The 12102-nt window shown below is 46.7% G+C and carries 12 protein-coding genes; 9 read left to right on the top strand and 3 right to left on the bottom strand.

The genetic code is table 11. From position 1 onward, the window contains the following. Both ACYVI9_RS16995 and ACYVI9_RS17000 read left to right on the top strand, forming a co-directional pair. Nucleotides 1-239, top strand: a 239-nt coding sequence (locus ACYVI9_RS16995) for a zinc ribbon domain-containing protein (RefSeq protein ID WP_460766978.1), incomplete at its 5' end; no start/stop codon positions are given. 79 nt (nt 240-318) lie between these two features. Next, the gene (locus ACYVI9_RS17000; RefSeq protein WP_460766981.1) at nt 319-768 is read left to right on the top strand and encodes a viral A-type inclusion protein; all 450 of its coding nucleotides are present in this window, start codon (nt 319-321) and stop codon (nt 766-768) included. Nucleotides 769-834: 66 nt separating this feature from the next. On the opposite strand, the gene ACYVI9_RS17005 is transcribed toward ACYVI9_RS17000, so the two are convergent. Then, the gene (locus tag ACYVI9_RS17005; protein ID WP_460766984.1) at nt 835-1413 is read right to left on the bottom strand and encodes an adenylate kinase; all 579 of its coding nucleotides are present in this window, start codon (nt 1411-1413) and stop codon (nt 835-837) included. A 283-nt stretch (nt 1414-1696) separates the two neighbouring features. Here ACYVI9_RS17005 and msrB point away from each other — a divergent pair, with 283 nt between their 5' ends. Further along, nucleotides 1697-2158, top strand: a complete 462-nt coding sequence (msrB, locus tag ACYVI9_RS17010; protein ID WP_460766986.1) for a peptide-methionine (R)-S-oxide reductase MsrB — start codon at nt 1697-1699, stop codon at nt 2156-2158. Between the two features lie 253 nt (nt 2159-2411). Continuing rightward, nucleotides 2412-6215: a TIM-barrel domain-containing protein gene (locus ACYVI9_RS17015; RefSeq protein ID WP_460766989.1), complete on the top strand. Its 3804-nt coding sequence runs from the start codon at nt 2412-2414 to the stop codon at nt 6213-6215. Nucleotides 6216-6275: 60 nt separating this feature from the next. On the opposite strand, the gene ACYVI9_RS17020 is transcribed toward ACYVI9_RS17015, so the two are convergent. Next, nucleotides 6276-6782, bottom strand: a complete 507-nt coding sequence (locus ACYVI9_RS17020; protein ID WP_460766991.1) for a hypothetical protein — start codon at nt 6780-6782, stop codon at nt 6276-6278. A gap of 155 nt (nt 6783-6937) precedes the next feature. Here ACYVI9_RS17020 and trxA point away from each other — a divergent pair, with 155 nt between their 5' ends. The 3 genes from trxA to ACYVI9_RS17035 all read left to right on the top strand — a co-directional run bounded on the left by trxA (nt 6938) and on the right by ACYVI9_RS17035 (nt 8821). Next, the gene (gene trxA, locus ACYVI9_RS17025; RefSeq protein ID WP_460766993.1) at nt 6938-7237 is read left to right on the top strand and encodes a thioredoxin; all 300 of its coding nucleotides are present in this window, start codon (nt 6938-6940) and stop codon (nt 7235-7237) included. A 77-nt stretch (nt 7238-7314) separates the two neighbouring features. Further along, nucleotides 7315-8316 carry a helix-turn-helix transcriptional regulator gene (locus ACYVI9_RS17030; RefSeq protein ID WP_460766996.1) on the top strand — a complete coding sequence of 334 codons (1002 nt, stop codon included), beginning with the start codon at nt 7315-7317 and terminating at the stop codon, nt 8314-8316. Between the two features lie 181 nt (nt 8317-8497). Next, nucleotides 8498-8821: an HIRAN domain-containing protein gene (locus ACYVI9_RS17035; RefSeq protein WP_460766999.1), complete on the top strand. Its 324-nt coding sequence runs from the start codon at nt 8498-8500 to the stop codon at nt 8819-8821. Between the two features lie 280 nt (nt 8822-9101). Here the strand turns inward: ACYVI9_RS17035 and ACYVI9_RS17040 are convergent, their stop codons facing one another. Then, nucleotides 9102-9767, bottom strand: a complete 666-nt coding sequence (locus ACYVI9_RS17040; RefSeq protein ID WP_460767001.1) for a DUF4372 domain-containing protein — start codon at nt 9765-9767, stop codon at nt 9102-9104. A gap of 234 nt (nt 9768-10001) precedes the next feature. Here ACYVI9_RS17040 and ACYVI9_RS17045 point away from each other — a divergent pair, with 234 nt between their 5' ends. Then, nucleotides 10002-10838 (top strand): helix-turn-helix domain-containing protein, encoded by an 837-nt coding sequence (locus tag ACYVI9_RS17045; RefSeq protein WP_460767004.1) that lies wholly within the window; start codon nt 10002-10004, stop codon nt 10836-10838. A gap of 443 nt (nt 10839-11281) precedes the next feature. Then, nucleotides 11282-12091 (top strand): hypothetical protein, encoded by an 810-nt coding sequence (locus tag ACYVI9_RS17050; RefSeq protein WP_460767006.1) that lies wholly within the window; start codon nt 11282-11284, stop codon nt 12089-12091. The last annotated feature ends 11 nt before the right edge of the window (nt 12092-12102 follow it).

A 12102-nucleotide genomic window follows, 5' to 3' on the forward strand; every position in this document is an offset into this window, starting at 1 on the left:
CAATGCTTGAATACAAAGCCGATTGGTACGGTAAAAATATTCAAAACATTGGCAGATTTGAGCCATCCTCAAAGCTGTGTTCCTCTTGTGGAACAATTTTCAAAGAACTAAGTTTGAAAGACAGGTCTTGGACTTGTCAATCATGCGGCACACATCACGACCGTGATGGTAATGCTGCAAAAAATATAAAGAACTTCGGGCTTCGGTTCAAGCCTGCAACCGCTAACGTGAGTCATTAGGCTGTGCGTATGGGTTGCGAAGCCCATTGGTCTTTAGCCAATGGGTAGTTCACCCTTTATTTTTGCCAAAAACAAACCGATGATGCGTAATTTACTATTCCTGATACTCTTCTTTCTGGGCGCTTGTAATAGCCCGGCAAGTGATCAGCAGCCGCCTGTTTCAGTCGCAGACAGCCTGCAACAACTGGTCATTGAAGGCCATGATGTGGCGATGGCGAAAATGTTTGTAATGCAACGACAGCAGAAAGACCTGCAGGCCAGGCTGGATTCCCTGAAAAAACAACCCGCAGGCATCGTTTCGGAAAACAGCTTGAAAACGACCGGCGCTGTCTTAGCCGCCGTAACCGCAGCAGATATTGCGATGCATCATTGGATGAACGGATTTAAATACGATACCCTTAAAGATAATCCGGGCGCCAGGGAGCAATACCTCAGACAGCAGCTAACGACCGTCAATCAAATGAAGGATCAGGTCCTCAGCAGTGTTGCAGCCGCGGATAGTCTGCTGGCAGCAACTCCGGCCAAATAAGACCATAAACAGGGTAATGAATATCAAATGGGCAGCCGGTGCTGCCCCTTTATAAATTTGAAGGGACTAATCCAGCTCCTTGTCAATTTCGGTGCCCAGCGCATTAAAAATATCATCAATAGAACCTTCTCCGGCGATAGCGCGGTACTTTCCCTGATGTTTATAATGCTGTGCTACCGGTTCCGTATCGTTATTGTACACATAAAAGCGATTCCGGATCACTTCTTCGCTGGTATCATCTGAGCGACCGGAAGTTTTTCCTCTTTCAAGAAGTCTCCTTACCAACTCATTTTCATTGACTTGAAGTGCAAGTACCAGATCAATGCCGGTTTTCTTTAATTCCAGCAATTTATCCAGCGCCTTGGCCTGATTAATCGTCCTGGGAAATCCGTCAAATAAAAAGCCGTTGGCGCCGTTATTTTTCTCCAGGCAGTTATCGATAATACCAATGACCACTTCGTCCGGGACCAACTGGCCGCTATCCATAATTTTTTTTGCCTCAAGACCGAGGGGGGTTTTATTGGCGATCTCGCTTCTTAATAAATCACCGGTGGAAAGATGCACCAGTTGATATTTTTGAACCAGTTTCACCGCCTGCGTACCCTTGCCGCTGCCCGGAGGGCCAAATAAAACTACGTTAAACATGTATAGATTCGAGTTTGTTGAAAGTCTACAAATATAGTGTACAGGCGCCGGATTTGGCGGTTTTTATCAATTTTATTGAGGTATACAGGCGCCAGGGCCAGCCCTTTGCCAGAAATTCTAAATAAAGCCCTCCGATAACGAACTTCAAGGATGAACTTTTCTTAATTTTAATATGTTAATCAATGAGATGAGGCAGTTATTTATCATATTAATCAGTATCAGCTGCTGTTTTCAGCAGTGTCAGTCTCAAAACAGTCCTTCGAACAAACATAAACCGGCACCCATGAAAGAAAATAATCCCGTCTATTCCAGGACCGATAGCGCGACTGTAAAGCTGTCGGATGACGAATGGAAAAAAATCCTCCCGGAAGAAGTGTATTATATAGCCCGCCAAAAAGGCACCGAAAGACCCTGGACCAGCAAATATGAACATTCCAAGGAAATCGGCACCTATTATTGTGCCGCCTGCGGCAACGCCCTGTTTAAAAGTGATACCAAATTTGAAAGTGGATGTGGCTGGCCCAGTTTCTATGAGCCCGTAACCGATAAAAGTGTTGTCTATCTCGAAGATCGCTCGCACGGTATGGTTCGGACAGAAGTAGAATGCGGAAGATGCCATGCCCATCTGGGGCATGTTTTTAAAGATGGCCCTCCCCCTACCGGCCTGAGGTATTGTATCAATGGTGTAGTACTTGATTTCGAAAAAGCCCGTCAGGCAGAACAGAAATTTGAGGGAAAAAAATAAGCATTGCGGCAGCTTTTAAACAAGTAATCAATACCGTAAAATTATCAAAGATCAGGGCTGGTATGTCCTGATCCTTTTTTTTGAGTACAGGAAATTTCCACGCTACCACCGGCTATCTGCTGCCTGTAACCTGTATTTATGCGGTTTCTGATCTGCGCATACGATTGAACAATTGCGCCGGGAGCTTCGGGCTTTGCGTAATTTTACCGCTCATTTGTAACCATTGTTGCCGGCCTTTATCTTTTAAATTCTTATGACTAAAAATTTTTACCCTTTCCTATTGATGCTTCTGTGCCTTGGTACAAGCCCACTTAGTTATGCACAGACATCAGTGCGGATTACCGGTGTTCATCCATCCGACTCGACCCTGGTAGAACTGCAGTTGGACAATGGCCGGCACATATTACTGGATTTCTATGGTCCGGATATTTTCAGGTTTTTTTCCGACAGCGCCGGCAAATCGCTGCGTCCGCCGACAGCTGAACCGCCCGCCAGTATTCTGGTAGATCAGCCTAAAAAACCGGTAGGGGATATCAGGGTCCGGGACAGCGACTCCGAATTAACCATCAGTACCGCAGCAATCCGTATTCTGTTTGAGAAGAATACCAGCCAGTTCAGGGTGCAGGATCTGCGCAATGGCCGGCAGGTACTGGCTTCCGCCGCACCGCTGGAAATCGGTACAAAAAAGACGGTACTGCATTTAATAGAAAGGCCGGATGAGTATTTTTATGGTGGCGGGGTCCAAAACGGGCGGTTTTCACATAAAGGCCATTCGATTGCGATTGAAAATCTGAGCAGCTGGACCGATGGCGGCGTCGCTTCTCCCTGTCCTTTTTACTGGAGTACCGGGGGATATGGAATCCTGTGGTACAGTTTTAAAAAGGGCCATTATGATTTTGGGTCCACCATAAAGGGAGAGGTGCGCCTGCAGCATGAAACCGATTATGCAGATTTCTTTGTCATGATCGGCAGTAAAATGAGGGATCTGCTGAACGGATACTATCAGCTTACCGGACACCCGGTACTACTCCCCAAGTTCGCCTTCTATGAGGGGCATTTGAATGCCTATAACCGTGATTTTTGGAAAGAAGATACGACGGGCATATTGTTTGAAGATGGTAAAAAATATAAGGAGCGCCAGAAAAACAATGGCGGAATTCCCGAAACGCTGAATGGCGAAAAAAACAATTACCAGTTTTCTGCCAGGGCCGTTATTGACCGATATAACAGGCATGATATGCCCCTGGGCTGGATCCTGCCCAATGACGGTTATGGCGCCGGGTATGGTCAGACAGGTACCCTGGACAGTAATATTCTCAATCTGAAAAGTTTCGGGGATTACGCCAGGGACAAGGGGGTTGCCATCGGTCTCTGGACCCAGAGTGATCTGCATCCCAAAGCGGGCGTAAAACCTTTATTACAGCGGGATATTATCAGGGAAGTTCGTGATGCAGGCGTACGGGTCCTGAAAACCGATGTTGCCTGGGTGGGTCCGGGCTATTCCTTCGGCTTAAATGGCATCGCGGATGTGGCAGCCATTACACCCCGCTATGGCAGCAATGCAAGGCCGTTTATCATTACGCTCAATGGCTGGGCGGGCACCCAGCGATTTGCCGGCATCTGGACCGGCGATCAGACCGGTGGTCAATGGGAATATATCCGGTTCCATATACCTACTTATATTGGTTCGGGGCTATCCGGACAGCCGAATATCGGTTCTGATATGGACGGGATCTTCGGCGGCAAAAACATTCCGGTTCAGGTAAGGGATTTTCAATGGAAAACCTTTACGCCCATGGAATTGAATATGGATGGCTGGGGTGCCAATCCGAAATATCCCGAGGCCCTGGGGGAACCGGCGACTTCCATCAACAGAAATTACCTGAAACTGAAATCAGCATTATTACCTTATACCTACAGCATTGCCCGGACAGCAGTCAACGGGCTGCCCATCATCAGGGCGCTTTTTCTGGAACAGGCTAATCCCTATACACTGGGGACTGCCACCCGCTACGAATATATGTACGGCCCCTATTTCCTGGTTGCGCCGGTGTACCAGGATACCCGGAGCGACGACAAGGGCAATGATATTCGTCACAATATTTATCTGCCGGATGGTCGCTGGTTCGATTTTTTCACTGGCCAGTCCTATGAAGGCGGCCGGATTTATAATCATTTTGACGCCCCCTTGTGGAAGCTTCCTTTATTTGTGAAGGCCGGCGCGATCCTACCCATGACCCTGCCAAATAATAACCCCGGTCAGATACCCTCCGATTCCCGCATTTTTGAATTTTACCCCGGCCCGGCGACCCGGTTCATCGCTTATGATGACGATGGTCGCTCGGAAGCCTATCTGCATGGTCAGGGGGCGACCACCGCGATCAATGCCGCATTAAAAGACGGCAGGTACGATATCACTATTGAGCCTACTCAGGGAAATTTCGATGGTATGGAAAACCAGCAGGAGACCCGGTTGCGGATCAATATATCCCGTCCTCCGGGCAAACTGAGGGTCAAAGTCGGACCTAAAAAACAAAAATTAAAAGCCGTGAATAGCCGCCAGGCACTGGAAAATGCCACCAATGTGTATTTCTACGACGCCCAGCCGGACTTTAACCGTTTTGCCACCCAGGGTGCAGATTTCACAAAAACAAAAATTATCCGCAATCCCCAGCTCCTGATTAAACTGGCCAAAACAGATATCTCCAGGAACCGCATCAGCGTCTCCATCCGGGATCTGGCATTCGATATAGCGCCTCCCGCCCTGAGCCATTCAGGCCCCCTGGCAATCCCCTCAGCAAAGATTACCGACACCCACCGTAATGCCTTCGCCCTGACACCCTCCTGGACGGCGGTAAAGGGAGCCGATTTTTATGAAATTCTGTTTGAGGATATGTACTATACGCATATCACTGATACGCTTTTCCGTTTCAGTGATCTCGAAGCGGCGACCCGTTATGATTTTAAAATCAGGGCAGTCAACAAAGACGGCCATTCGGACTGGGTCAGCCTGGAAGGTCATACCAGGGAAAACCCTTTACAGTATGCGCTGACCGGCGTTAGCGGTTACTGTACTGCAGCAGGCCAGGGTGTACATTCCATTGACAAACTTTTTGACGGGGACGCCGCTTCCGACTGGCATACTGAATTTAGCACCGTAGCGGTCCCCTTTGAAATTCTGATCGATTTGAAATCAGTCAGCCAACTGGATAAGTTTCAATACCTGCCCCGCAGCACCGGCACCAACGGTATTATTACCCATGCCCGGGTGCTGTACAGTATGGATAAAAAGCACTGGACACTGGCGGATTCGGTTGCCTGGGAAAGAGATAATACGGTCAAGGAATTTGTATTCTCCACTAAACCCACGGCCCGCTATCTGAAGATAATGGTATCAGCTGCCGCCGGTAAGTTCGGATCCGGCCGGGAACTCTATATTTTTAAGGTCCCCGGCAGCCCGAGTTATATTCCCGGAGATATTAATAATGATGGTAAAATCGACGAGAACGACCTAACTTCTTATACCAATTATACCGGCCTGAGAAAGGGGGACGGAGATTTTGACGGTTATATCAGCAACGGTGATATCAATAAGAACGGCCTGATCGATGCCTATGATATTTCCCAGGTAGCCGTTCAGTTAAACGGGGGCGCCGGAACCGGTCTGCAGGACAGCCTGCAGGGCAGCATCAGCCTGAGCACGGATAAGCGCAGTTATCAATCCGGCGAACTGGTTACCATCACCGTAAAAGCTGCGGACCTGAAAGCTGTCAACGCCTTCAGTTTCGCACTGCCGTATAATAATCAGGATTATGAATACCTTGGCATGGAACTGCTCCACACAGGGTCCATGGAAAACCTCAGCTATGACCGGCTGCACAGCAATGGGAAGAAAGCCTTATATCCCAGCTTTGTAAACATAGGTGATCAACCAGTCCTGGAAGGTAGTCATGAATTATTCCGGATCCGGTTTCGGGCCCGCAAATCGGGCGCCTTTGAACTGCGACCGGTGGACGGACTGCTGGTGGACCGGCTACTCAATGAACAATCATTCTGATGCAAAAGAATGCCGGATATCAAAAGTTGATATCCGGCTGTTCTTCAATATTCCGAAAAGCTATTTCGGCTTGGTACTAATCTGATTATCTGCGACATATTTATCCTGAACTGCTTTCAGGTTCGCCATTACCTCTGGTTGGGCGCTGATGATCTTATTCATCTTTTCTGCTGCCGCTTTCTTCTCTTCATCCGTTTTTGCTTCTCCGGCCTCCCTGTAAGTAGTATAAATACTTTTAATATATTCAAAATACCTTTCGGTTGCCGTTTTCAGATCCTCGGCGCCTTTACCGATGGCCGGCAGCTCCTTTACGGCGGCTATTTTAGCATCCACGGTATCTTCCATGGCTGTAGCCGACTGAATCAGGGCCGCATTATCACCCCGGTCGCCCCGGACTTTAATTTCCGCTTCGGTTTTCAGAATCGGTTCGGCCATGGTTTCCTCTATGTTCACGAGGGTTTCATTGAACTGCTGGGGTGTAATCGCCGGCTGCTCTTTAGTTTCTGATTTACAGGATAAAAGCAGCATTATCCCTGAAAAAATAACTAATACTGATTGTTTCATCATGATTTTTTGATTTAGTATACAGCTGAACGGCAAAAAACATGCCTTGAATTACATTTAAATGAAAATCATGTTATTATGCGCTGTTCAAGCCAGGGTGTTCCCGGCAGGATCAATAAAAATTCGTAATTTCCCTATAGATTTAAAAAAGCAACCGTATGAAGTTTGATGAATTAATTAAAGCCAAAGAGCCTGTTTTGGTGGATTTTTTTGCAACCTGGTGCGGTCCCTGTAAAATGCAGGCGCCCATATTGTCTGAGGTAAAAAGCAAACTGGGCGAAGCGATCCGGATCATAAAAGTGGATATTGACCAAAGTCCCGCCGCCGCTGCGGCCTATCAGGTCCAGGGGGTCCCGACACTGATCCTTTTTAAAAATGGTCAGATGCTCTGGCGCAAATCCGGTGTGGTAAACGCCCGGGAACTGGAGCAGGTGCTTCAAACCCATCTCGCCAATTAATTAGCCGACTTCCGCTTAAAAAAAGGAACAGGATGCTGATGGCTGATAACTTTAGTATCGAATAACTGCTTAGACCCATGCCCAAGAACAAAGATTTTGCGCTACGTATTGAAATTATTGATGAATGTCTGCGGAACCATCTCAGAAAATGGACCCTGGAGGACCTGCTGCGGCAACTGAACGAATGCCTGGAGGATCGCTATGGCAAATCGGTAAGTAAAAGAACACTGCAGGATGATATCAGGTACCTGATAAACTTCAAAAATGCCCCCATTCAAAAAACTAAAGCCGGTAGCAAAACCTATTTCTCTTATAGTGATAAAAGGTTCTCGCTGAAAAACCTGCCGATTGAAGCGGAAGAAATTGACCGGCTGAATGACGTCATACATATTTTAAAACAAGTCAGTGATTTTAGTCTTCTGGGGGAAGTGGAGGCGATCATTAAGAAGCTGGAAAATACCATTCATGTCCGCTCCTCAGATCCGGGCCCGGCCATACAGTTCGAACAGCAGCCGCTGCGTTCCGGTACCGATTTTGTCAGCGAGCTCTATGATGCGGTCAAAAACGAATCTGCCATCCGTTTGACCTATAAACCCTTCGGTGCCCTGCAGGCCAGGGAGCATATTTTCCATCCTTACCTGTTAAAGGAGTACCGGAACCGATGGTTTATTCTGGGCAGAGTGGGTCGTAAAACCCAGGTAACCTGTTTTGCGCTCGACCGCATTCAGAAAATTAACAACAGCGCGCAACCCTTCCTGTCCAATACGGTTTTTGATCCCGACACCTGGTTTAACAATGCCATCGGTGTCACGGTTCCGGAAGAGGAATTGCCACAGGAAATACTTCTCAAAATCGCGGCGGCTCAGGCACCTTATGTCCGTACGCAACCGCTGCATCAAAGCCAGCAACTACTCAAACAGTATAAGGACGGCGGCCTCCTGATAAAATTACTGCTGCTCAATAATTATGAAATGCGTGCCGTCCTCCTGAGCTTTGGAGACGGTCTTGAAGTACTGGCCCCCGCCTCCTTAAGGACTACCATCAAAGAAACATTAGAAAAGGCCCTGAAAAAATACTGACCCGGAACGCCGGATGCCACCTGGAACTGATTTCCAGGCAATAGCATCGCCTATTTCCCGTTTCTGGCATACATACGTCTGCGGGATGCAAATAGATTGCATACTGCCGTCGCATCTTTGATTTAAATAACGAATCTGACAGTCGTTACCAAAACACTGTTTACTTTAAAATTTCTCTCACATGAATCGTAAAAAAGAGCATTTGGCTCATTTTGACATCGCTGGCTTCACCTACTACGACGGGCCACAGGCTTTTAATAATTTAAGAATAGGCACCCAGCTACAATTATCTTATGATCGCAAAAATGAATACGATCCCCGGGCGATAATGATCTCCTTTAAAAACTACAAACTCGGCTATGTGCCGAGGACGGAAAACAGGATTTTATTCAAATTAATCTCGGTGGGACTGGGGCGCCATCTGGAATCTCGTATTCAGCGGGTGTCTGTTGATTCACATCCGGAGCATCAGATTCAGGTTGTCGTACACCTGCTCGGAAGCTAAAAGTCCTGGTCGTTGTTTACCTGTTTGTTAAACACGCCCGAGATGCCGGGCGTATATTACTAAAATGTTTTCCTTCTTCGAAACATTTTTGTCGGGAGCCTCAATGACAGAAACCTAAATCGCTGTCTGAATTTCCCGATATATATATTTCTTCGGCTGAAAAGCCCCCGTTTACATGCCAGGTTAGCGGGTAACTGCCCCATGAGTAAAAGCAGGCCCGCTTCCCCGGCAATAGCTTACTGCGGATTACGGGGTTTGCAGGCAAATAATTTCATGTTCGCTATAACATAGCGAAAAACAGAATAATATGATTTTTGATGGCGCAATCGCTGCATGAGAAGGATTCCGTCTTATGGTTGAAAAATTTCCGCGGTTCCAGGAACATGCGGTCATGTTCACGGGCAGCTGCCATACGGACAAACTCCGCTACACCGCTGAAAGCATCCATCATCGTATGGACCTTAATGCCTCCCTTTTTCCGGGATCCGTCTCTGGGGTTACGTCCCACGCCTTGAAGTAATTCGCTAAACAACTGGATCGTGCTACTATCAATATTCTTTAAATTTCTGATACTCAATCCCTTTAACCGGCTGTCCGAGATAAATCCGTGATAACGCTTTAATAGTTCCATATAAATCATCTCAAAAACCAAAAAGCTTCTTTTTCTATTGGCATCTGAAAGGGTGCTACGCGCCGGAGCCTTATCAAAGCCCAAATGGACCAGCCTGCCCTCACAGGCCAAAAGCCCCTCACATAGCTCCCTGAGCCCGTTACAATAGGTGAATACCCCATACAGGCAGCTAACCAAATGTACCCGCAAAGGCAGCTTCTTATAATACCGATTGGCCTTGTACTTGCGATTTACCTGCTTAATCAAAGAACTGTCAATTAAATTTAATATCTGTGATAGTACCGGCTGTCCGGTAAACTCTTTAACTTTATCCATGGTTTTAGCTGATTGTCGTAAATCATACTTAACCATTTTGGGTGGTTCTCACGAACTGCCCTTTTTTTATGCCTTTTTCTATAATTTTAATCGGACAACAGTGATAAGTTATATATAGAGGAGGTATCTAGTGTAAATTTATAATGGTCGCAAAGAACGTATAGTTATAGGTACAGTTTTTAGGGATTTACGTTCAATTACAGTGGCTTGACAGATGCCTTAACACAAGACCACATGCTGAATGCGCAACACATCGAATTCTATAATCCCCATCCGGCACTTCAACCGTATGTGCTGGTCTACGCACATCTGCGTATGGATGGTTCAGCAACCGATACTCCGAAAAAGCTCTATCCCACGGACTACGCTATCCTGTCCTTTGATTATAATAGCCGGCATTTTAACGAAGTAAACCACGGCGAATACAATTTTCCGATGTGTTTTTTGGGCGTGACAGATTTTTGCAGGCAGTTTACCAGTTCCCCAAACTCCCTGATAGGCGTAATTTTCAAACCCTTTGGCGCATACCGTCTTTTGGGTATAGCCCAGCAGGAGCTGGCCAATAAAGGCACCAATCTTGCCGATATGCTTGCGGGAGGAAAGCGTATTTCCCAACAGCTGACGGATGACCTGTTCAGCCCTGAACAGAGGATCCAAAGGATAGAGGGATGGCTTTTACAGCAGTTACAGGGACAACGATATTCCGAAAAACACATAGACCAGATTGCGTATGCCTGCAACCTTATCCGGCTTTCCAACGGCACTATGCCCATCAACGAGCTGTGTGCCGACTTGAACCTTTGTGAGACCAGCCTGCGCAACCTGTTTCGCGAATATGTGGGCATCAGCCCCAAAACCTTCAGCAGGATTATCAAATTCAACCAGATTTTAAGCCAGTTACAGACAAATCCTGCCCCGGACTGGCAAGACCTTGCCTACCGTTTTGATTTCTTCGACCAGACACATTTCATCAAAGAATTTAAGCGATGTGCAAACTGCACGCCACGGCAATGGTTACACGATAACTCCACCAACCTGACCCGGCATATCAAGCAAGGATTCAACTCCTAAACAGCTCTTTTTTAGCCCTTGTGCTGATTTTTACTATTTTTTTCCATCCCCCCTTTCTAATTTTATCCGTTGATTAGCCGACATCCGCAAGCGGTCATTAAAAACAATGGCCATTTCTTGCCGAAAAAAGCTACAACGAACAAAAAATAGTAACAAATAAAAGAACCTACAGGATGAAAAACATATTGATTTTTTTAGCGCTAACGGCGCTGTCCGCCTGCTTGTTTACGGGTTGAAGCTAAGATGACGGCAACTCGAATGTACACGAACCTGTTTATGATGTCTATCTGGCTGGCTATGTGACCAACTATTCTAGTATTTCTGCCAAACTCTGGAAGAATGAAGAAGTACAAGACCTCACGGACGAAACTAACAATGTGTATTCCCGTTCGGTTTTTATTACACAACGAGAAGAATAAATTAATCCTTAAAAATATTGAAATATGAACTTATCATTGAAAAATCAGAAACACGGAACGCATCTTAGCGGTGCTATACCCAAAACGCTAAAAATAGTATTGGCTTCCGTATTTATCTTATGCCTGGGAAGTTTTCCGGCAGAGGCACAGATATTCAAAAATTTAGGCAAAAAGGTCGAAAAAGCTGTTGAGCGTGGCGTTGAAAAGACCGTAGAACGAAAAGCACAGGAAAAAACCGAAGAAAAAACCGGCGAGGTGCTCGACGGCGTTCTCGGCGGAAAGAAAAAGAAAAACACCAATACCGGCACGGATAATAATGACGCCACGACGGATGCGACAGGCTTTGAAGGAGATGTAATGGGCGCTATAAAATCCGGAAGCATGTCCGCCAATGCCGGGTCTGATATAGAATGTCCGGTCATGGAAGTGGGCGAGGTCTATGTCGGGGTGGCGGCTCCTGGTGTCAGCCGGCGTGTCACTCCGCAGAAAGACAATGCCTGCGGCTACGAAATCAGCATCAGGGGAAAAATAATCCCGCTGACCATCACGGCGCACAAAATGTCCCAAAGCCAGATGAAAAAAGAGGCCTCAAATTATAAGAACGACCCCAGCGGAATGCTTTCCGCCCAAAGCAGCATATCAGGTAACGTCACGTTGGGTGTCCACAAGCCAAACAGGTGGCTTATGGTTTTTGACCTTTCCAGCGATTATGTGTACCGGTTCAATTTTTCGACCACCGCCTATGCTTCGGTATATCCCGACAAAAAAATGGCAGATTACGAAACAGCCAAAAAAACTGTCATCGACATTGCCAACCATTGGCTAAAAAAATAAAAAATAGACGA

The organism is Niabella terrae, assembly GCF_054783135.1.

What these genes read in the sequence shown, in the direction of transcription:
- ACYVI9_RS17015 (WP_460766989.1), top strand. Translation starts at nt 2,412, where the DNA reads ATGACTAAAAATTTTTACCCTTTCCTATTGATGCTTCTGTGCCTTGGT.
- ACYVI9_RS17020 (WP_460766991.1), bottom strand. Translation starts at nt 6,782, where the DNA reads ATGATGAAACAATCAGTATTAGTTATTTTTTCAGGGATAATGCTGCTT.
- ACYVI9_RS17030 (WP_460766996.1), top strand. Translation starts at nt 7,315, where the DNA reads ATGCCCAAGAACAAAGATTTTGCGCTACGTATTGAAATTATTGATGAA.
- ACYVI9_RS17040 (WP_460767001.1), bottom strand. Translation starts at nt 9,767, where the DNA reads ATGGATAAAGTTAAAGAGTTTACCGGACAGCCGGTACTATCACAGATA.
- ACYVI9_RS17050 (WP_460767006.1), top strand. Translation starts at nt 11,282, where the DNA reads ATGAACTTATCATTGAAAAATCAGAAACACGGAACGCATCTTAGCGGT.
- ACYVI9_RS17045 (WP_460767004.1), top strand. Translation starts at nt 10,002, where the DNA reads ATGCTGAATGCGCAACACATCGAATTCTATAATCCCCATCCGGCACTT.
- msrB (WP_460766986.1), top strand. Translation starts at nt 1,697, where the DNA reads ATGAAAGAAAATAATCCCGTCTATTCCAGGACCGATAGCGCGACTGTA.
- ACYVI9_RS17005 (WP_460766984.1), bottom strand. Translation starts at nt 1,413, where the DNA reads ATGTTTAACGTAGTTTTATTTGGCCCTCCGGGCAGCGGCAAGGGTACG.
- trxA (WP_460766993.1), top strand. Translation starts at nt 6,938, where the DNA reads ATGAAGTTTGATGAATTAATTAAAGCCAAAGAGCCTGTTTTGGTGGAT.
- ACYVI9_RS17000 (WP_460766981.1), top strand. Translation starts at nt 319, where the DNA reads ATGATGCGTAATTTACTATTCCTGATACTCTTCTTTCTGGGCGCTTGT.
- ACYVI9_RS17035 (WP_460766999.1), top strand. Translation starts at nt 8,498, where the DNA reads ATGAATCGTAAAAAAGAGCATTTGGCTCATTTTGACATCGCTGGCTTC.